Source organism: Paenibacillus sp. FSL P4-0113, assembly GCF_038009305.1.
In the GTDB taxonomy this organism is placed as follows: domain Bacteria; phylum Bacillota; class Bacilli; order Paenibacillales; family Paenibacillaceae; genus Paenibacillus; species Paenibacillus polymyxa_D.
The window spans coordinates 3,691,147-3,715,000 of record NZ_JBBPAZ010000001.1 but is presented as its reverse complement, the minus strand read 5'-3'; the positions used below and the strand labels follow the sequence as shown (position 1 = coordinate 3,715,000).

The window sequence follows — 23,854 nt, the reverse complement described above, 5'->3', positions numbered from 1 at the left end:
CACAGATGATTAGGGACTTTATATGTTAAGGACAGCATAAAAAAACAAAAGACGCCCGAGTTCCTTCTATATAAAGGAATCCGGGCGTCTTTGCTACCCTACACTATTCTCGTTGATTGATCTTAGGACAGAATAGGCTTGTTTTTAGATGAAGCTTCTGCAATTTTACCAAGTATTTGTTTCAGTACTTTAGCATTTTCCCCGACAAAACCGGAATCAAGCAGCACATCATGCGTTCCGATGACTTCGTATTCTTTGTATTGACCATGCGTCGCCTTTTGCCATAACAATTTATCTAATGATGTATCCGGACCAATACTATCATCCTCTGCAATCAGAGCATGGATATTCGCATGAACTTCACCTGCGTTAATAAGCTCATCGCGGTAGGTGGAGTAAACCAACATTTTGTCCATGACTCGCTCCCTGTCGGCTGGATCGGCGAGGAATACTTTGTACTGCTCCCTAATGCTATCCAGCACCGTCTCGACAATCTCTTCAAGCTCCTCAGGTGTCGATTCATCCTTGGACATCTTTCTCATAGCATCTACCATAATAATGTCACCAACATGGTAGCCTCGGCTTTCCATAGCTTTAGCTACCTCGAAGGCGAGATTTCCTCCAAGTGAGTATCCAAGGAATACATATGGGCCCTCGGCTTGAATGTTCACGATGGCATCGATGTATCGATCCAGCATATCTTGGCCCTGGAAACGATCGCCGATAAATTCCATCCCGTACACCTCGCAAAGCCCATCCAGCTCCTTGGCCATCTCATAGTACCCCAGAGAGTGACCTACCCGAGGAGGGAAGCAAAATACTTTAAGCGTTCCTTTCCCTGGGAAGTGGATAATTTCCATTTCTTGTTCGTCGGCAGTAGTTGTTGCCTGCAGCTTGAAAATTTCATGCGCCATTTCTTCCACAGTTGGCAGATTAAACACGGCCTGGAGTGGGAGATGGACGCCCATATTAGACGAGATCCTTTGGATCAAGCCCAATACTTTCAGGGAATGGCCCCCAAGGTCAAAGAAATGATCTCTGATCCCGATTTCCTGTACGCCGAGCACCTCGGACCAAATCTGAGCGAGCTCTACTTCTGTCTGCGTACGTGGCGCGATATACTCCGCTGTGCTCCGCAGAAGGATTTCTGGTGCCGGTAGCGCTTTGCGATCCAATTTGCCATTCGGATTCAGCGGCATTTGTGCGAGCTGTACGAAAGCAGACGGAATCATATAGCTTGGCAGCTCGCTGCCCAGTGCTTCGCGTAATACGCCCGCTGCGAGCCCTTCCTCGGCCACAAAGTATGCGCACAGCTGAGTACTTCCGCTGGAGTCAGCCAGTGCTAGAACAACCGCTTCCTGCACCGATGGCACCCTCAGAATTTGTGCCTCCACTTCTCCCAGCTCAATGCGGTAACCCCGGATTTTTACCTGGTGATCGATCCGTCCCAAATACTCAATATTCCCGTCTGGCAGCCATCGGGCCAAATCGCCCGTTCGGTAAATCCGTGCTCCCGGTTTGTACGGGTGAGGAATGAACTTCTCTGCGGTCAGGTCCGGCTGGTTGAAATACCCCCGCGCTACCCCTTCGCCTGCAATGCAGAGTTCTCCCGGTACCCCCACAGGTGATACCTGAGAAGCGCTGTCCATCATCCATACTTGGACGTTAGCGTACGGTTTGCCGATCGGCACATGCGTTAGAGCCGCAGTCTCAGGGCTAGTTGTATATCGGGTCGCATATACGGCCGCTTCGGTAGGACCATAGATATTCTCCAGTACTGCGTGTGGAGATACTTTATAGTACTCTTCTACAAGTTTGGCAGGCAGCGTCTCGCCGCAGGCAAACAGGTATTTCAGAGTAAGAAATCCTTGGGTGCCGCTTTCTTTCAAGTATTGAACGAGCACACTGAGCATCGATGGCACCAAATTAAGATGCGTGATTCGGTTCGTATCCACAGCCTCCAGCAGTGCCATCGGGTCTTTGTCCACGCCTTGTGGCAGGATCACGAGAGTCCCCTGTCCAAAGAACCAGCAGAACAGCTCTGGCACAGAGAAGTCAAAGGTGAATGTCGTTTTGAGCAGGAAACGGTCGCCTGCCAACATCGGATATTCAGCTTCCAGCTGACTCAGCGTATGGACGGCAGAGCGGTGTTCAATCATTACACCTTTCGGCTTGCCGGTTGAACCTGACGTGTAAATGATATACGCCAGATGCTCCGGCCCCGCAATTGGCTCCAGATTCGAGCTATCCCCATGGTACGCCTGCGGATCATCAAGTGCCAGGATCGTGCCAGTGAACGGGAACCGATCTTTAAGATGGTTCTTCGTCAGCAGAAGCTTCGCCCCCGAATCCTCCAGCATGTGGCGAATACGGTCTTCTGGGAACTCCGGATCAATCGGTACATAGGCCCCACCAGCTTTTAGAATGGCATGAATACCAATGATCATCTCAAGCGAGCGCTCGACCATGATGCCAACTGGTTGGTCCGGTCTGACCCCTTGGGCACGCAGTGTACGCGCAAGACGGTTCGCCTGCTGATGAAGTTCTCCATAGGTAAGCTTCGTTTCTCCGTAAACAAGTGCTGTACGATCCGGTGTGAGCGCAGCTTTTTCCTCAAATATGCCGTGGAGGGTTTGCTCACGCGGATAAGGAGCTACTGTATCTCCCCACACCTCTATTATTTGTGATTTCTCTTCTGGCGTGATCAGTTCCAGCTCATCAATACGGATAGCAGGTTGTACAGATACGCTTGTCAGAATTCTCGTCAAGTGTCCTTGAATCCGTTCCACACTCTCCCGGTCATAGACGCGAGCATTATATCGATACAAGAACTCCAGACTACGTCCCGGCAGCACAATAAGGTTAAAATCATAATTCGTCTGTTCAAACATCTGAACATCTGTAATTTTGTATTCAGCCTCTTCACTGGCAATTTTCTCTTCTAGATGCTCTTCTACCGGGTAATTTTCGAACACCATAATATGAGAAATCAAATCTTGCTTTTGTTCGCTCTGTGCTTGAATCTCATAGAGCGGATAGGAATCATAAGCATGTCCTGCCAAATATAATTCCTGCTGTCTTTTCATCACATGGGAGAACGTATCGCTTCCCTCGGCCTGAACCCGAACTGGAACTGTATTAATGAAGAGACCGATCATGCTTTCGATACCCGGAATCTCGGCAGGTCTTCCCGATACCACACTTCCGAAGACGATATCCTGGCTTCTATTGTAGCGCTGCAGCACGATTCCCCAGGCTGCTTGCATCAGCGTATTCATCGTCACCTGATGTTGTTTGGCCACCTGTTCCAGGCGATCGGTCAGTTCCGCATCCAACGTGAATACCAGCTTCTCCGACACATAGGCCTCTGCTTTTGCCGATGGCTGTGTGATGGCTTGTGGCAGCTTCGTCTGCTGCTCGTAGCCTTTCAGGTACCCTCTCCAGTAAGAGGATGCCTCTTCCTCGCCTTGTTTCTCCAACCATTGAATGTACTGGCTGTACGATGCTGCTACAGGAAGCTCAGGTTCCCTTTGCTCACGTAGAGCTCCGTATGTTTCAAACACTTCCTGGAGCACAAGTGGCATACACCAGCCATCCAAAATGATGTGATGAGAGCTCCACAAGAGATGGTAATGCTCTTTTGCAGTACGTAGAATAGCAACACGCAGCAAGGCTTCATTCGCAAGATCAAAGCCTCTTGCTTTGTCTTGGGCAACATAAGCTGCAAGACGCGCTTCTATTTCAGCGGAATCCAGCTCATGCAAATCCTCGTATACGAAATCGCATGCTCTTTCTTTGAACACAATCTGTATAGGGAAATCGCCCCATCCAGCATGGAAATTCGTTCTCAATATGGCATGCCGTTTCATCAGTTGCTGTAAGCTGCGTTTGAAAACCTCAGGATAGAACACTCCCTGAATTTCAAATGTGGCCTGCTCAAAGTAGACCTCTGAATGAGCCTCCAGCAAGCTGTGGAACAACATCCCCTTTTGCATCGGCGTCAGTTTATACATATTTTCAATACTACCGATATGCCGTGTCTGCTCTTCTAACTCCTCAATCTTTTCCAAGCTGATATCTTTGAGGAGTACATCGCTTGGTGTTAGTTCTGTTCTTTCCTTACTTACGCAATGTCCAATGACTTCACTAAGACAGTTCTTCAGAATGCCAACAAACTTAGCCACGGACTCCCCGTAGAACTGATGATGGTTATAGCTGACCGAGAGTTGAAGCTGCCCTTCGGCAATCAGTCCATTAATGTTCAATGCCTGATGCTGCACCATCTGCTCACTGACCTCAGGTCCTACGGAGTAAGGCGATACTTCCATCGTCCCTCCTGCAAGATCCTGATCGAACTGACCCAAGTAGTTGAACGTAATCTCCGGTTCAGCCGAGAAGGAGGAGGCATCGGGACTGTCGCTTAAATATTTCAAAATCCCATATCCGACACCTTTGTTCGGGATACGACGCAAGCCTTCCTTTACATGCTTGATTCTGGCCCCGATCTCCAATTCCCCGTCCATCTCAAGGGCGACAGGGTATTGACTTGTAAACCAGCCTATTGTGCGAGTAATATCCAGTTCCGGTACAACAGGCTCCCGCCCATGTCCCTCCAGAAGGATGCCTACACGTTCGATTCCCGTCCACTCGTGAACAGCCATACCAAGGGCCGTCAGGAGCAGATCGTTGACCTCCGTATTGTAAGTACGGTTCGCTTCTTTCAGGAACTGCTCTGTCTCTTCTGGTGACCATCTGACCGTGATAGCCTCGCTATCTTTGATGAGAAGAGCGCCATCTACCTTGTCTTTGGGAAGAGGGACAAAGCCACCTCCTTCTACCTCTGCCCAATAGCTGAGTTCTTGTTCAGCCGCCGGGCTGTTAGCAAATTGTGTGATTCCCTCAACCCATGCACGGTACGAATCCGTCTTCTGCGGAAGCTTGACTGCTTCTCCACGTGCTGCCTGCTCGTAGCCTTCCTGCAGGTCCTCAAAGAGGATACGCCAGGATACGCCATCCACAGCCAGATGATGAATAACGATCAACAGATGTTCGCCTTCTGCACAGCGGAACAGACCCAGTCTAAAGAGAGGTCCATCCTCCAGAGAGATGCTGCGCTGAATGGCTTCCGCACCCGCTTCTATTGCTGAAGCCGGGTCTGTCTCATCCCGCAGGTCGTGGATTTGGAGGCTATAGAGTTCACCCTCACCTACGCTCCGGTTCCAGGCCTCCAATCCCTGCTCTCCTTGGCGGAACACCAGTCGTAAAGCATCATGATGCTCTGCAATTGTCCGAACAACCTCGGCGAGCGCATCGGTATTGAAGCCATCCCGTCGGTACAACATGACCGACTGATTAAAGTGATGCAGATCCATTGACTGTTCATCGAAGAATCTGTGCTGAGCAGGTCCCAGTCTTACCGATCCGTGTACCTCGCTTTGGTCCGCAATTCGGCTGACCACACTAACGCGCTGCGCCAACTCTGCAATTGTCGGATAACCGAACAAATCCTTCATTTCAAGCTTGTAGCCTGCTTGAAGAAGCCTTGAGGATACTTGAATGGATTTGATCGAGTCACCTCCAAGCTCAAAGAAATTATCATGAATGCCGACAAGCGGCACGCCAAGTACACCTTGCCAGATTGAAGCCAAAATGTTCTCCACATCCGTCCGCGGAGCGGTAAAGTCTGCTCCCGCCTTTATACCCGAGTTCGGTTCAGGCAGTGCCTTGCGATCCAGTTTGCCATTCGGTGTCAGAGGCATCACGTCCAGTTGTACGAAGTAAGACGGAATCATATATGCAGGCAGTCCGGCAGACAGTTCGTTTCTCAGCTCGCTGACAGACATTTCGCGATCCGCTACAAAGTAAGCACACAGAGACTTCTGTCCATTGGCGTCTGCCCACGCAACAACGAGAGCTTCCTCGACAAGGGGCATATCCAGCAACTTGGCCTCAATCTCACCAAGCTCAATACGATAGCCCCGTATTTTGACTTGATGGTCAATACGCCCAATGTACTCAATGTCTCCATTAGGAAGGCGACGAGCCAAATCTCCGGTGCGATACATATTTCCTTCCGCAGCGAACGGATTCCTAATGAATTTTTCTGCGGTAAGATCCGGACGGTTCAGGTATCCACGGGCTACTCCGTCCCCGGCGATGTACATTTCGCCCTCCACACCTAACGGTACGAGACGAAGCTGTTCATCCAGGATATGAATGTATATATTGTCTGACGGCAAACCAATCGGTACGGATTCCCGTGTATCCTTCGCAGGATCGTACAGGTGAATCATGCAGCCGACGACCGTTTCGGTTGGTCCATATTCATTGTAGATTTTGATATTGCCACCAAAGAGGTCGGTAATCGTTTTTGACAAATGTGTGGTCAGATTCTCTCCACCCACAATAAGCTGCTGAATGCGACTCTCTACCGGGATGGTCATATCTTTAATCAGACTGAGATGCGTCGGCGTCAGCTTGAGAATATCCACCGCATTTTCGCGCAAAATATGCTGAACAACCTCCGCTTTATCTATACCATCATAAATCCGTACTATTCCTCCATTTATTAACGGAGTAAACATTGATGTCATCGTCAAGTCAAACGAAATGGACGAATACAGCGGGAAGTCCGTTGGTTGCCCTGCACAATAGACTTTATTGGCCCACCAGATGTAGTTCACGATTCCTTTATGGTTAATCATGGTTCCCTTCGGATTTCCTGTTGTACCCGAAGTATAGATTAGATACACCAAATCGTTTCCTCTCACAGGAATATTAGGATTATTCACTCCAGCTCCGTAGATGTGCGGGGCATCCAATTCCATAACCATTCCCTCAAAGGCCGCTAGTTTCGTCAGGTGGCTCTGTGTGAGCAGAATCTCAGCGCCAGAGTCCTTCAGAATATACTGAATCCGCTCCTGCGGATATTCAGGATCAATCGGTACATAGGCTCCGCCCGCTTTGAGTACCCCCATGATGGCAACCAGCAGTTCCACTGACCGATCCGCCAACAGCCCCACTACTTGTTCACTCCGTAGTCCTTGGGCTATCAAGGTGGAAGCTAGTCTGTTCGCCTGCTCGTTCAGCTCCCGATATGTGATCTGGATGTCGCCGCTTATTGCCGCGATCTTATCCGGCGTACGGGCCACCTGTTCCTCAAACAAGGTATGCAGGCCCTGATCACTTGGGTAGACATGAGCCTTGCCACCCCAGTCAAGCAGGTTTGTCCGTTCCTCAGATGTTACAATCTCCAGTTCCTGTATCGTCGCTTGCGGATGAGTAGCTACCTGATCGAGCATTTGCAATAAATGTCCTCCGATTCGCACAATGCTTTCTTGCTCGTAGACCGAAGCATTGTAGCGAATGCAGACCTTAATGTCTTCGCCTGGAATCACAACCAGGTTAAAGTCATAGTTGGTTTGTTCAAACATGGTGAAGTTGGCAACTTCGAGATTGTCCTCCGTTTGATTACCCGATTGCTCCACCTGTTCGTCGAGCGGGTAATTTTCAAAGATCATAATATGAGAAATCAGGTCCTGCTTTTGGGTTGTTTTCCCCTGAATCTCATACAGTGGATAGGTATCGTAGACACGACCAGCCAATGATTGTGCCTGTGTACGTTTCATTACCTCGACGAAAGCCTCGTCTTTGGATGACTGTACACGGATAGGTACTGTATTAATAAACAGACCCACCATATTCTCGATCCCTGCAATCTCAGCCGGTCTACCCGACACAACGCCGCCGAAAACGACATCCGAGCTGGCATTATAACGTTGAAGAATCAGTCCCCAAGCTGTCTGCATGAGTGTGTTGACGGTCACGTGATTGCGCTTCGCGACAACATCCATTTTACCGGTCAAAGATGCACCCAGATGGAGAACATGCTCTTTTAGGACATAGCCCGCTTCTTTGGCTTGAGATTTCGTTTTACCTTCCGGCAATACGGTATTCCCGTCATAATCTTCGAGATATTGGCTCCAATATGTTGAAGCTTCTTGATCATCCTGTGCATCAAGCCACTCGATATAACGGCTATAGGGCTGAGCTGGCGGCAGGACAGGCTGTAATTGCTGTTTCTTGGCAGAATAATAATCGAACAGCTCCTGTGTAATGATCGGGATACACCAGCCATCCATAACAATATGGTGGAAGCTCCACAATACAAGACAGCTTTGATCCTTCTGCAAGACGGTCACTCGCATCAGCGGATCATCTGACAAGCTGAACCCCTTAACCATATCTTCAGCAATATAAGCCTTGATCCGGGCTTCTTGTTCCTGCATAGATGCGTCGCGCAAATCTACGTAGTGCAGAGGGATTAACCGTTGCTTAAAGACAACTTGCAGCGGTACATCCGCAATGTTGTTGTAAAAGCCGGTACGTAGTATGGCATGTCGTTGCACCAAAGCCTGGAAGCTCTCGAAGAAGATATCTACATCGAAGCTGCCACGCATCTCAAACGTTGCCTGTTCGAAGTATGAAGAGGAATCCGGCTCCAGCAGGCTGTGAAACAGCATGCCCTTCTGCATTGCCGTCAGCTTGTACACATCCTCAATCTCTCCGATATGAGCCGTCTGCGCCGTAAGTCGATCAAGCTGCTCCAATGTTAATCCTTGGAACAGAACATCACTAGGTGTAAGCTGTGAACACTCCTGAGCTACACAATGCCGGATGACCTCACTAAGGCTTGACTGTAATAATTCAGCAAAATGACTCACCGTCTCGTTACGATACTGCCTGTTGCTGTACGTAATCGTCAGTGATAGCTGTCCTTCAGCAATCATGCCATTCACATCCAGAGCATATTGCTGTGGTGTGAGATCGCTGAGCGCCTTACCGACTGAATGTGTAGACAAGCTAAGAGCATTCCCCTCCAAATCCTGGTCAAACTGTCCAAGGTAGTTGAAGGAAACTTCTGGTTCTACGCTGAATCGAGTGTCTTTTTCCGGTGCCATATATTTCAGCAGACCGTAGCCGATACCTTTGTGCGGAACCTCTCGCAAATTCTCCTTGATGCGCTTGATCCGGGTAGATACTTCCTGCCCATCTTGCAGGTTCAGCAGAACAGGGTACTGAGTTGTGAACCAGCCCACGGTACGGGTAATATCCAGATCTGGTATGATCATTTCCCGTCCATGTCCTTCAAGGTTAACCAGAACCTGCTCCATGCCTGTCCAGCGCTGAATAGCTGCTCCCAGAGCAGTCAAGAGTAAATCATTCGTCTCCGTATGATAAGCCCGGTTTGCTTGTCGCAACAGCAGCTCTGTTTCTTCAGCAGACCACGTTACCGTAACCGACTCGGTATCCCGAACGGTGCCTGGCTCCTGATCCTTATCCTTGGGCAGTGGAGCCAGAAGCGTCTCCTCAATCTGCTGCCAGTATGAACGCTCCTCGTCCAGGGCAGGACCCGCTGCATACTTCGCCGCTTGCTCGGACCATACAAGATACGAATCGGTCTTTTGCGGAAGAACAATCGTTTGTCCATTCAACGCCTGCTCGTATCCTGTTGCAATGTCTTCAAACAGGATGCGCCAGGACACACCGTCAACCAAGAGGTGATGAATGACAATCAACAAATGATCGCCATCTTCACAATGGAACAGGCCTAGCTTGAACAGTGGGCCACCTTCCAAGTCAAAGCTTGCCTGAATGGCATTGGCTTGGGCCTGAACCGCAGCTGTCTGGTCTTCCGCCTGCCGCATATCAGCAATGTCCAATGTGTAGAGCTCGCCTTCATCCGTTCCCCGATTCCAAGCTGCGTATCCAGCTTCTGTAGGCCGGAAAACCATGCGCAGCGCGTCATGATGGATCGCAATTTGGTCCATTGTCAATCGGAGTGCAGCCTCATCAAAGCCGTCTTTCCGATAGAGCATGACGGCATGATTATAATGGTGCGGCTCCGCTGTATGGCGTTCAAAGAACCAGCGCTGAATTGGCATTAACTCTGCTGCACCTTTAATTTCGCCCTGTTCCGCTGTACGTCCGGCTGCCTGAAGATACGGGCTGAGCTCGGCAATTGTCGGATATTTGAAGAGATCCTTCATCTCTAATTTATATCCAGCTTGGAACAATCTCGAGGACACTTGAATCGCCTTGATGGAGTCACCACCCAGGTCGAAGAAATGATCGTGGATGCCGACCTGCTGTGCTCCCAGCACACCTTGCCATACGGAAGCCAAAGCTTCCTCAGCCTTCGTCCTTGGCGGTTCATAAACCGCTCCAGTCTGCACATTGGCCTCCGGAGCCGGAAGCGCTTTGCGATCCAGTTTGCCATTTGGTGTCAAAGGCAGCTGTTCCAATTGCATAAAGTAAGATGGAATCATATAAGCCGGCAGTTCGGCAGCCAAGGCTTTTCTCAACTCTCCTACCGTCAGCATCTGATCGGCTGTGAAATAGCCGACAAGCACTTTTTGTCCACTTCCATCCTCTTGGGCGAGCACAACGGCCTCTCTTACAGACGGAGCATGGAGCAGCTTCGCTTCCACTTCGCCTAGCTCAATACGGTAACCACGGATTTTTACCTGATGGTCAATCCGTCCCAAATACTCCATGCTGCCATCCGGCAACCAGCGTGCCAAGTCACCCGAGCGGTACATACGCTCGCCTGCTTCGAACGGATGAGCGACAAACTTCTCTTCCGTCAATTCCGGTCGGTTCAGATAACCTCGCGCCAGACCTACGCCCGCCACATAGAGTTCACCTGGAATGCCAATCGGCTGTGGACGGCGTTGTTCATCCAAAATGTACGCTCGCAGCGTCGGAATCGTGGTGCCGATATTGCTGCGGCCCTGTTCAATTTCCAACTCTGTAATTTCCTTGTAGGTTACATGCACGGTCGTTTCGGTAATGCCGTACATGTTAATGAGCTGCACTTGCGGATACTTCGTTCTCCAGTCCTTGAGCAGGGCCGGAGCTAATGCCTCTCCACCGAAGATAATCATACGGAGGCTCAGTTCTGCCGCCTGATGACCGAGCTCTTCCTGTAGCAACTGGTAGAAGTAAGTCGGTGTCTGGTTCAAAACGGTGACCTTCTGATCCTTAAGCAATTGTAAGAAACGATCTGGACTCTTCGCGGTAAGCGATGGAACGATGACCAACCGTCCTCCGTTCAGCAATGCTCCGTACATTTCCCATACAGAGAAGTCAAAACAGAATGAATGGAACAGTGTCCACGTATCCTGAGGACCAAAGTCAAACATATTTTTATCATTAAAGAGCAAGCGAACTACATTTTTATGCTCAATCAGTGTTCCCTTTGGCTTGCCTGTCGTACCCGATGTGTAGATGACGTAGGCAAGATTCCCCGGTCCGGCTGCAGACTCCAGGTTTGAGACATCCTCCTTGTAGGAAGCCGTTTTGTCCAGACTTACGATATCCCCGGCGAAGGAGACCCGTTGCTCCAGATGCGCTTGTGTCAGCAGTAGCTTGGCTCCTGAATCCTCAAGCATAAAGCGAATGCGGTCTTCTGGATATTCAGGATCTACAGGGACATAGGCCCCGCCTGCTTTCAAGATGGCTAAAATTCCGACCACCATTTCAAGGGAACGATCCGCCATGATTCCAGCCAAACCGTCTGGTTGCAAACCACGTTCCCTCAGCGTTCGGGCAAGTCCATTGGCCCGCTCGTTCAGCTCGATGTAGGACAGGGTTGCATCTTCACATACGACTGCCACTGCATTCGGAGTACGTGCGGCCTGCTCCTCGAACAGCGCATGGATCGTCTTGTCACGAGGATAATCTGCCTTGGCTTCGTCCGGCGCTTTCATCAGCCTTGATTTTTCCTGAGGTGTCACGATATCAAGGGATGACAACGGCAGTGCCGGATTGGCGATGGCTTCCCGAATAAGCTGTACAAAGTGGCCTGCCATCCGATCAGCAGTCTCTTGCTTGTAGATCGCAGTCGCATACTCAAGCGTGCAGTTCAATGCCCCGTCTGCTTCTTCACTCACGGTCAACGTAAGATCGAACTTGGCAGCCGGATGTACATTATCGTAAGGAGTGAAGCGCAATCCTTCTATTTCTTGTTCTCCCTGATCGATATTTTGCAGGACAAACATGGTATCAAATAGTGGGTTACGGCTCAAATCACGCTGAAGCTCCAGCTTTTCTACCAGCTCCTCGAACGGGTAATCCTGGTTTTCATAGGCCCGCAGCGCTGTTTCCCTCACTTCCTGCAGATAAGCCTCGAAAGGCTTCTCTCCTTCTGGATAAGTACGAAGTGCCACTGTGCCGACGAACATACCGATGAGGCCTTCGAGTGTCGCATGGGATCTTCCTGCCACAGGTGAACCGACGATGACATCTTCCTGACCTGTGTACTTGTGCAAGAGCGCTGTATAGGCTGCCAGCAGTACCATGAACAGAGTGGAACCCGTTCGGGTAGCCAGCTCCTGAAGTGAAGCACTCAGAGAAGAATCAATTTGGAAGTCGATTCGATCGCCCGCAAAGCTTCGCACCGCAGGACGAACTTCATCTCCTGGCAAATCCAGCACTGGCAAGCTTCCGCGGAAAGCATCCAGCCAGTAAGCCTCCTGGGCCTTAAGACGCTCGCTTCCGAGCTGCTCTTGCTGCCATACCGCATAGTCTGTGTACTGGATCTGTAGCTCAGGAAGTACGTCCTCCTCTTGGTAGAAGCGGAGAAACTCTTCTATGAGAATATTCATAGAAACCCCATCTGAGACAATATGGTGCATGTCAAACAATAGTAAATGGCGCTCATGTGCAATTCGAATAAGGCCGACCCGCAGCAATGGAGCTACACCCAGATCAAAAGGACGGACGAACTGCTGAAGGGTAGCTCCTGCCTCTTCCTCGCTCAACTCCGCATATTCCACAGCAAACGGAACATCCGTCAGGAGCTGCTGTACAGGTTCACCGTTCACGGTCACAAAACGAGTACGCAGCGAACCATGACGATGAATCAGACGACGGAATGCCTGCTCTAGTCGTTCCCGATCCAAAGCTCCCTCAACGGTAAGAATACCTGGCATATTGTAGCTCAGCTCTCCACCTTCCAGCTGACTTAGAATAAACAGTCGTTTTTGGGCAGAGGACAATGGATAATGCTCTCTCGCTCCCGCTGTAGGAATTTCTTCGAAATTCAGCGGTGTATAGCCCTCAATAGCACGGGCCAATCCTTCAATAGTAGGAGACTCGAACACTGCTCTCAGACTAATCTCTCGATTCATTTCCTTGCGAATTCGTGAGACTAGCAGGGCTGCACGCAGTGAATGACCTCCAAAATGGAAGAAATTATCCTTCACTCCCGCATTCTCTACACCTAGCACCTCTTGCCAGATTTGGGCTAATTGCATTTCTACAGGTGTCTTTGGAGCCTCAGATGAAGCAACTGCCCATCCACGCTCGCCCTGCAGCGCTTTTCGATCGATTTTTCCGTTCGACGTCAGAGGCATATCGTCCATTTGTATGAAGCGGGAAGGGATCATATATCCAGGTAACATCTCCGACAGGACGGCCCGAAGTTCGGATACCTCAAGTTTCTGAGCGGCTACGAAGTAAGCGACTAGATCTTTGTAGCCATCATTGCCCTCTACAGCCATGGCCACGACTTCCTGAACGGACGGCACTCTGAGCATTTGTGCTTCTACCTCGCCTAGCTCGATACGGTAGCCGCGGATTTTGACTTGGTGATCTATTCGACCTAAGTACTCGATGGTTCCATTCGGTAACCAGCGAACCAAGTCACCCGTCCGATACATACGCTCTCCTGGAGCAAATGGATTGTCCACAAACTTCTCGTCCATTAACTCAGGCTGGTTATGATACCCCCGCGCTAACCCGATACCCGAAATGCATAGCTCTCCAGCTACACCGACAGGTTGCAATCTAAAATGGTCATCCAAGATGTACACACTATGGTTAGCAATAGGTCGTCCAATAGATACAATATCCGTTGCTCCCTCACTGTCCGGGACAGACCAGATTGTGGTGCATACGGAGTCCTCTGTTGGGCCATAGCCATTAGAGTAACGTACATGCTTCCTCCACTCTTCGATCAACTCGATCGATGCGGCCGATCCAGCGGTTAGCAAGCACCGCAGTGTTGGCAAACGCTCTGGATCAAGGTGGATAGCGTAAGCGGGTGGCAAAGTCGCTACCGTAATCCCCTTATCGTTCATGAACTGCTCGAACAGGGCATGATCTAAAATATCTTGTGGAGAAGGGATGCACAGAACAGCCCCGTGGCTCAGCGCCGTTAAAATTTCCGAAACCGATGCATCAAACGACAGGCTTGCAAACTGAACGATCCGATCCTGCGGTGTAACTTCGAAGTGTGTCCCGTATACGTCCGAAAGATTGGGTAGTCCCCGATGCTCGACTAATACGCCCTTAGGCTGACCCGTCGTACCTGAAGTGTAGATCACGTAAGCCAGATCATCCGGGCCGGCAGTAGCCTCCAAATTCGAGGTGTCGGCATCATAGGTCGATGATTCATCCAGCAGCAAAACATTTTCCGTCCATCCGAGATGCTCCAAGAGATGGGCCTGTGTAAGGATCAGCTTCGCCCCGGAATCTTCAAGCATGTAACTGATTCGTTCTTTCGGATACTCTGGATCGATTGGAACATAGGCACCCCCGGCTTTCATAATGCCGTAGATCGCAACGATCATTTCGAGCGACCGTGCAGCAATCAGTCCCACCAGATCTCCCGTCTTGATTCCCTGAGTACGGAGCCTTCTCGCCAGTCCATTGGCTTTTGCATTGAGCTCGGCGTAGGTCAGCATCTCGTCCCCAAACAAAAGGGCAGTCGCGTCTGGCGTTCGTCCCGCCTGTTCCTCCAACAGCCCGTGGAACGTGTTACATTGCTCGTAAATGCCTGGTGTATTTCCCCATACGTTCAGAATCTGTTCTTTCTCCTGCGGCGTGACTAATTCTAGAGCATCCACGGAAATTGCAGGATTCTCCACAATTTGTTCCATCAGGTGGAACAAGTGGCCCTTGATTTGCTCGATCGTGGCTGGATCATAGACGAGCGCATTGTATTGGAACAACAATCTCATCTCTTTGCCCGGTAGAACAATTAAGTTAAAATCGTAATTCGTTTGTTCAAGAAGCTCCGCTTCCTCAATCCCAAAGGCAGCCTCGCCACCACCCAGACGCTCTACTTCCTCTTCCACAGGATAATTCTCAAACACCATAATATGAGAGATGAGATCCTGCTTCTGATCCGTCTGAGCCTGAATTTCAAACAACGGGTAGGTGTCATACATATGAGAAGCCATATATTGTTCCTGCTGCTGCTTCATCAGAACCGTGAAGGGGAGATTCTCCTCTGTCTTCACACGAACAGGAATCGTATTGATGAACAAACCAATCATCCGATCAATGCCCGGAATTTCTGCTGGTCTGCCTGATACTACACTTCCGTACACGACATCCCGGCTACCGTTATAGCGTTGAAGTGCAATGCCCCAGAGGGACTGCAGCAATATGTTCATCGTGACATGAGCATCCCTGGCCACCTTTTCAAGGCGCTCAGTTAATTCCTTGCTGAGAGGATAATTCAGCTTTTCTGCTACATAGCCTTCTCCCTTACTTGCTCCACCGACTTGAGGTAAAAGCGTCTGCTGCTCGTAACCGGCCAGATATCGGCTCCAATAGTTGGACGCAGCTGCTTCATCCTGCTGTTCCAGCCATTCGATATATCGACTGTACGGATGAACCTCTGCCAGCTGCGGCTCTCTTCCTTCCAGAAGGGCAAAATAGTGTTCAAATACCTCCTGCGTAATTAACGGAACACACCACCCATCCATGACGATGTGGTGAAAGCTCCATAAGAGACGGAAGCTCTCTTCATCTGTTTGTAAAATCGATACACGAAGAAGCTCGTCTTCAGCCAGGTTAAAGCCCCGTGCTTTGTCCTTAGCACCAAATGTCTTCAGGTAAGCCTCACGCTGCGATGCATTCATCTCCCGCAGGTCTTCGTACACCAATTTAGCGCCTCTGTGCCGAAATACAACCTGCAAAGGCTCGCTGCCCCATCCGCTGTAAAAGTTCGTGCGCAGGATGGCATGACGCTCCACCACTGCATCCAGACTGTGTCCGAAGGCGTTCGGATCAAAGCTACCTTTAAAGTCAAAAGCAGCCTGCTCAAAATAAGCGCCTGTATGCGGCTCAAACATATCATGGAACAGCATGCCCTTCTGCATCGGCGTCAGACTATATACATTCTCAATATCGCCAATGTGGCTCATTTGCTTAGAAAGCTCCTCCAGGTCGGCAATGCTTAGACCTTTCGCAAGCACGTCGCTTGGTGTCAATACGGTTTTTTCTTGGGTTACGCAATGCTGAAGAAGCTCCCGCAGGCTTTCTTCAATATATCCAGCGAGCTGTTCCATCGTAGATGACTTATACTGTTTTCCGTTATAAGTAATCGTCAGAGTCAGGGCTCCGTCCGTCACCATGCCATTGATATCTAGCGTATAGGCCGGTTCCTCCAACAAGCTTTGCGCGCTTCCGGTCGGATAAGGAGAGATCTGCAATGAGCTTCCTTGCAAATCCTGATCAAATTGCCCCAGATAGTTAAAAGAAATCTCAGGTTGCAAGCTGAAGCTATCTTCATCCAACTGACTTGCCACCGTTTTGAGCAACCCGTAGCCAATACCTTTGTTCGGAATTCGGCGCAACCCTTCTTTCACAGACTTGATCAAGGAGGCCACTTCCGAGTTATCCCCCAAGTCTAAAATCACCGGATATTGACTTGTAAACCAGCCGACGGTACGGGTGATGTCAATATTCGGTATAATCGGCTCACGACCGTGCCCTTCCAGATTCACAGCAACCTTTTCGATCCCAGACCACTTGGATATCGCCATGCCTAGAGCAGTCAATAGCAAATCATTCGTCTCTGTTTGATAAGCACGGTGGGCTTTTCTCAACAATTGGTCGGTTTCTTCTATAGTCCATTGTGCTGTTACTACTTTGCTATCCTGTAAAAGAAGGCTTTCCACAGCCTCATCCTTCGGCAACTGTTCGAGTGGCTGATCCTTCAGCTCTCTCCAATACGCCCGATGAGTCTCCATTTCAGGGCCTTCCGAATAACGAGCAAGGGCGTCACCCCAGTCACGGAAGGAATCCGTCTTCTGCGGGAGTGTCAGTGCTTGGCCTTGAATCACCTGCTCATAGCCTGCTGCGATGTCCTCGAACAAAATCCGCCAGGATACTCCGTCCACCACCAAATGGTGGATCACGATCAGAAGGTGGTCTCCATCCTGACAATGGAAAAGCCCTAACTTCAGCAGCGGGCCTTCTGCCAGATGGATACTGCGCTGAATGTCATCCGACAGCGATGTAATGGCTGCAGTCGGATCGGATTCATTCCGTAAATCAACGGTGAACAGGCTATAAAGCTCTCCTTCTTCAAGATCACGATTCCAAGCTTCGTAGCCATGCTCTGTCTGACGGAAAACCATACGAAGGGCGTCATGATGCTCAGCAAGTTTTCTCAGCACCTGATGCAAGGCCTTTTCCTCAAACCCCTGTTCACGATACAGCATAACCGCTTGATTGAAGTGATGAGGCTCTGACTGCTTCCGGCCAAAGAACCACTGTTGGACTGGAGTCAAGCGAGTCGCTCCACGCACAACTCCCTGTTCAGCCATGTGCACAGCCGTCTGTATTTCCGCGCCTAGCTCGGCAATGGTTGGCGATTTGAACAGTTGCTTCATCTCTAACCGATAGCCGGCCTGCAGTAACCGTGACGACACCTGAATGGCCTTGATGGAATCTCCACCCAATTCAAAGAAATTGTCATGGATACCCACCTGTTCGGCACCCAGCACCCCTTGCCAGACAGACGCCAAAGCTTCTTCGGCCGGTGTACGAGGAGCTGTATACTTCCGTCCTGTATGCGCACCTACTTGCGGAGCCGGCAGAGACCTGCGGTCCACTTTTCCGTTTGACGTTAATGGCATACGATCCATCTGAATAAAATAGGATGGCATCATATAGCCCGGAAGTACCTGCGATAGGGCAAGGCGTAGTTCGCCTGCCGTGAGCGCACGATCCGCCACATAATAAGCGCAAAGCTGCTTCTCTCCAAGCTCATCCGCGCGAACGACCACTACGGCGTCGATTACTGACTCCACCTTGGCCAGTTGGGCCTCGATTTCAGGGAGTTCGATGCGGTAACCACGTATTTTGACCTGCTCATCAATTCTTCCTTTAAACTCCAAATTCCCATCTGGAAGCCAGCGTACCAAATCCCCAGTTCTGTAGCAGGGTTCTCCGTCCTTCACAGGACTAGGGACAAATTTCTCTGCTGTGAGATCAGGACGATTGAGATATCCGCGCGCTACACCTTCACCGCCGACAATGAGTTCACCCCAAGCACCAATAGGCTGTAATTGCAGCGATCCATTGACCACATAAGCGGTCGAATTACTAATTGGGCGACCAATCGGTACGACCCCTTCGGCACGACCTGGAATCTCGTAGGTGGTGGAGAAGGTCGTATTCTCTGTCGGACCATAGCCATTGATAGGGACAAGATCAGGATTAGCCTCGATTACACGATTCATATGAGATATGGACAGTACGTCACCGCCGACTAGTAATGCTTTGAGCCCTCTGAACAGGTACTCATCCTGCAGGGAAAGCTGATTGAAAAGCGGTGAAGTAAGCCACAATGTCGTAATCCCGTACTTGGCAATAGCTGCTTTGAGCCTATCGGCAATCAGAATGTCGTCATTCTCTACGAAATAGAGCTGTCCACCGTTAAGCAAAGCTCCCCATATCTCGAATGTAGAAGCATCAAAGGCCACTGCTCCCGTTTGCAAAATCCGCGTAGATTCATTCAGCTCCACATAGTTGGTCTCTTTGACCAGACGAACCACGTTCCGGTGTTCCACCATAACGCCCTTCGGTCTACCCGTCGTACCCGATGTATAGATGACATAAGCAAGCCCCTGCGATCCCTGAGCAGTCTCCGGCTGGGCAGGTTCAGCTGCATAAGCCTCTTCACTGCTAAGATCGACAATCGGTATACCGTAGTCTACATTTATAAGCTCGCTCTTTTGCACCAATAATAGCTTGGCGTCCGAATCATTAAGCATATAACGCACCCGATCTTCCGGGTAATCAGGATCAATAGGCACATAGGCTCCACCCGCTTGAAGCACCGCGAGCATACCAATGACCATTTCGATGCTTCGTCCACCCATCACGGCCACAGGCTGCTCCCTTAACGTTCCCAAACGACGCAGTGTTTGGGCCAATCGGCTCGCCTTGTCTTCCAATTCAAGGTACGTTAGCTGGACATCGCCGAATACAAGCGCCGTCTGCTCCGGTGTACGCTTGACTTGTTCTGCGAACAGCTCATGAATGGTCTTGTGGCTTGGATAAGGAGTCGATGTCGCGTTAAATACTTCAACGATCTGTACTTTCTCCTCCGGTGTGATCATTTCTATCTCGGCCAGTTGCAACTGGGGATTGGCCGAGACTGCGTGCAGAATCCGGAGCAAGTGCGTTGCAAGTCGCTCTACACTTTCACGGCGATATAAAGCCGTACTATACTCGAGGCCAAAGGCTAATTTTGAGCCCTTCTCCTCTACATTGAGGGACAGGTCAAATTTGGCTGTGACGGTGTCCATCAAGTAAGGAGTAAAGTGCACTCCGTCCATTTCCTGCTCTTCCTGCTCGGTATTTTGTAATACCAATAGGGTGTCAAAGAGCGGATTGCGGCTGACATCACGTCCTACGCCCAGCTTTTCGACCAATTTTTCAAAAGGGTAATCCTGATGCTCAAACGCCTTGAGCGCTGTTTCCTTGATTTCCAGAAGATAATCCTGAAAGGTTTTATCTCCTGCCGGGTAGCTGCGCAAGGCCAGTGTGTTGACAAACATTCCGATGATACCCTCAAGCTCAGCCTGCGGCCTTCCGGCTACTGGAGAACCTACGACGATGTCCTCCTGTCCTGTATATTTGTGCAGTAGTACCGAATAAGCAGCCAGCAATACCATATACAGTGTAGTACCTGTACGGGATGCAAGCTCTTGTATCGCCTTATTTCCAGACTCATCCAATGTAAAATCAATTCGGCTTCCCTCGAAGCTTCGAACCGAAGGTCGTTGGAAGTCTGTAGGCAGATCCAATACTGGCAACTCTCCTTCAAAGGCTTGCAGCCAATATTTCTCAAAATCTTGCCATTGGTTCTCTGACTGTTCCCGTTGCCATACGGCATAATCCTTGTACTGGATGTGCAGCTCTGGTAGCTGTTCTCCTTGATACAAATGAGTAAGTTCCTCTATCAATATTTGAATAGAAACCCCATCTGAAATGATGTGATGCATATCAAACAGCAACAGATGACGCTCCTCCTGGAGCTTCACCAAGCTAACACGCAGTAATGGAGCCTGACTCAGATCAAAGGCACGAATAAAGCTGTGAATGAGCGTATCCGTCTCCTCCACCGAAGCCTCTGTGTAGTTCAACACGAACGGCACATTCCTATGCACACGCTGAACAAGCTCTCCATCCTGCATATAAAAGCCGGTTCTCAGGGATTCATGGCGCTGGATCAGTGCCTGGAACGCAGACTCCAGCCGCGTGCGATCCAACGGTCCATCCACCGTGAAGACCCCTGGCATATTGTAGCTGAGCTCTCCCCCGTCCATCTGTCTCAGCACGTATAACCGCTTTTGCGCTGAGGACACTGGGTAAGCTTCGCTTTCCGCCGCCTGTGGGATGGATTCGTACATGGTTGGAATGTGTTTCTTCACAAGTTGCGCCAAGGATTCGACTGTAGGTGACTGAAACACCTCACGCAGCGAAATGCTACATCCCAATTCTTTGTGAATCCGTGAAACGAGCACTGTTGCCCGCAAGGAGTGACCCCCAATTTCAAAGAAATTATCCCTGACACCAACGCGGGTAACACCCAAGATATCTTGCCAAATGAGTACCATCTGAGCTTCCACAGCAGTTCTCGGAGCCAAATAAGCCTCGCCGGATTGTACGCTGCTTTCAGGAGCCGGCAACGCACGGCGATCCAGTTTGCCATTTGGCGTAAGCGGCATTTGCTCCAGCCGGACAAAATAAGAAGGAATCATGTAAGCGGGGAGTTCCGCTGCCAGCTGAGACCGCAATTCCCCCGGCGAAAGATCACTGGAGGCTACATAGTAGGCGCACAGCAATTTTTGGCCCTGTTCGTCTTCCCGTGCGAGGACAATCGTTTCCCGTACGTTCGGAGCCTTGAGAATTTGGGCTTCTACCTCGCCAAGCTCAATTCGATAGCCGCGAATTTTGACCTGATGGTCGATCCGCCCCAAATATTCAATATTGCCATCAGGCAACCAACGAGCAAGATCCCCCGTTCGGTACAGCCGCTCTCCCGCCCGATACGGATGTTCAACGAATTTCTCAGACGTCAAATCCGGCCGATTCAAATACCCACGGGCAAGACCGTCCCCCGCAATGTATAGCTCTCCCGGAACCCCAACAGGCTGCAAGCGTCTTTGCTCATCGAGAATGTAAGCGCTAAGTGTGGGGATCGTTCTGCCAATATTGCTTTTCCCCGCTTCAATCTCATGTTCCGTGATTTCCTTGTAGGTGACATGGACCGTTGTTTCCGTAATTCCGTACATATTAATCAGCTGCACATCAGGATACTTGACCCGCCAGTTTCTCAGAAGAGATGGACTTAAAGCCTCTCCACCAAAAATGATTTTTCTAAGGCCAAGCTCTGTCGAAGAGTGCGTTAGTTCTTCCTGTAGCACCTGATAAAAATACGTCGGCGTCTGATTTAAAATGGTGACTTGGTTATCTTTCAACAACTCCAGGAAAGCTGCTGGGCTTTTGGCTGTGAGAGATGGAACAATCACCAATTTCCCTCCATAAAGAAGCGCTCCGTACATCTCCCAAACGGAGAAATCGAAGCAGAACGAATGGAATAGCGTCCACGTATCCTGAGAGGTGAAATCAAATAAATTTTTATCGTTAAAGAGCAGTCGAACTACATTTTTGTGCTCAATCAGCGTGCCCTTCGGCTTGCCGGTTGTACCCGACGTGTAGATGACATAGGCCAGATGGTTTGGTCCCGAAATGCTCTCCAGATTGGAGGCATCTCCTGTATACGTTACAGAATCGTCCAGACTCACAAGCTTTCCGTCAAAAGTGGTACTCTCCCACAGATGACTTTGGGTGAGCAACAGACGGACACCTGAATCCTCCAGCATATAATGGATACGCTCTTCCGGATAATCGGGGTCAATCGGTACATAGGCACCCCCTGCTTTCAAAATGGCCAACATCCCGATGACCATCTCCAAGGAACGGTCAGCCATAATCCCTACGAGCGTATCTGCCCCTACTCCCTCGGAGCGCAAATATCTCGCAAGCTGGTTAGCCTGCTCGTTTAGAGCTAGGTATGTAATGCTCTGCTCGTCCATCTGAACGGCTACGTGATCTGGCGTGCGCTCGGCTTGTTCTTCGAATAAGCCATGGATGGTCTTCTCACGTGGATAATCGACTGCAGCGCCTTCCGAAAGAGCCAAAATGGATTGCTCTTCGGGTTCGCCCAATAAGTTTACCTCTGCGATAGAAAGCTGAGGTGAATGAATGATCTGCTCGGCGATCGTAAGCAACTGGGAAACCATGTCCTTAACTTCGCTGCGTTCAAACAGCTCCGTCCGATAATCGACATCCAGTACCAGTTCGCCTTCATCCAGGATCTCTACGATATGAAGTACGAAATCGTTCACTTCATCCCCGCAGAAATCATAATCTGTCAAAATACGCACATCATCCAAATCAACCCAATTGATAAGACGATATTCCATTGAAACGCCAAAAAGCCGCTGAATATCCTTGTTGCCATGCATTTCTCTAAGATCCTGAATTAACTGATTGTATGGATATTTCTGATGCCGCAGGATTGACATCTGATCTCTGGCTACATCCTGCACGAAGCTCAGCACATCCATATCCTTTTCGACGTATGTTCTGGCAGCAGCGGTGCTGACGAACATACCTATCTTTTGCTTCTCTTTTTTGTTCCCCCGGTTAGCGAACGAAGTTCCAATCACCACATCCGGCTGATTCGTCATTTTGTGTATGTAGATATACATCGCACCCATGAAGAACTGGAACAAGGAAATTCTGTTCTGTTGGCAAAATGCCTGCAGCTCGTGATACAGCACTTCTGGTACAGTAAAATGCTCCCGAACAGCGTGGGTGCTTAAAGACAATGGATTATATGACTTCCAACCCGTAAGCTCAGGCAAATCAGAAAATTTATCCAGCCAGTATGCCTTATCTTTCTGGTATCTGTCAGAAAGTTCGTATGCATTCTCATCTGCAATATATTCAATATACGAGCAATCGTCGCCCAGCTTCGGCTCATTTCCTTGAATTAACTCCATGTAAAACGCTGTTAGCTGATTGCCATAGACCACCATTGATATTCCGTCAGAAATAATATGGTGCATCTTGATATTAATCCAATACTCTTCCTCGCTAATCTTCACAATTAAAAACTGGAAGAGTTCAGAATCCAGCAGGGGCAAGGGTTTGCTTTTGTGTTGCTCAAGTAAGGCTTCCACTTCAGATATACTTTCATAGTGGGAAAGATCCAGGCACTCCAACTGTCTTTCTTCATAAGGAACGACATACTGTTGAGGCACTCCATCCACTGAGGTAATACGAATACGGAACGCATCATACTGTTTGATAATCAAATTAATAGACTGCATGAAGGCAGCGATATGGATATGCCCCTTCATCTTAGCTGTACCGGAAAGCTGTGACACTGACGTATCTGGGTAGAGTAATTCGGTATACCATATACGCTTCTGCGCATTTGTTAAATCATATAACTGCATGTCATTCATCT

At 49.7% G+C, this 23,854-nt stretch carries 2 protein-coding genes (1 of these 2 cut by a window edge); one reads left to right on the top strand and one right to left on the bottom strand.

Features of this window, described 5'->3' with window-relative positions:
* Window positions 1–13 carry the final stretch of an alpha/beta hydrolase gene (locus MKX46_RS15910; protein WP_209950326.1) on the top strand. 1,022 nt of this gene lie to the left of the window's left edge, so only the last 13 of its 1,035 coding nucleotides appear in the window; its start codon lies beyond the left edge, outside the window; its stop codon occupies window positions 11–13.
* A 109-nt stretch (window positions 14–122) separates the two neighbouring features.
* Here the strand turns inward: MKX46_RS15910 and MKX46_RS15905 are convergent, their stop codons facing one another.
* A complete protein-coding gene (locus MKX46_RS15905; protein ID WP_341071456.1) occupies window positions 123–23,852 on the bottom strand; it encodes a non-ribosomal peptide synthase/polyketide synthase in 23,730 nt (7,909 codons plus the stop codon).
* Between the last annotated feature and the right edge of the window lie 2 nt (window positions 23,853–23,854).

Coding starts and splice junctions, on each gene's coding strand:
- MKX46_RS15905 (WP_341071456.1), bottom strand. CDS start 23,852: ATGAATGACATGCAGTTATATGATTTAACAAATGCGCAGAAGCGTATA.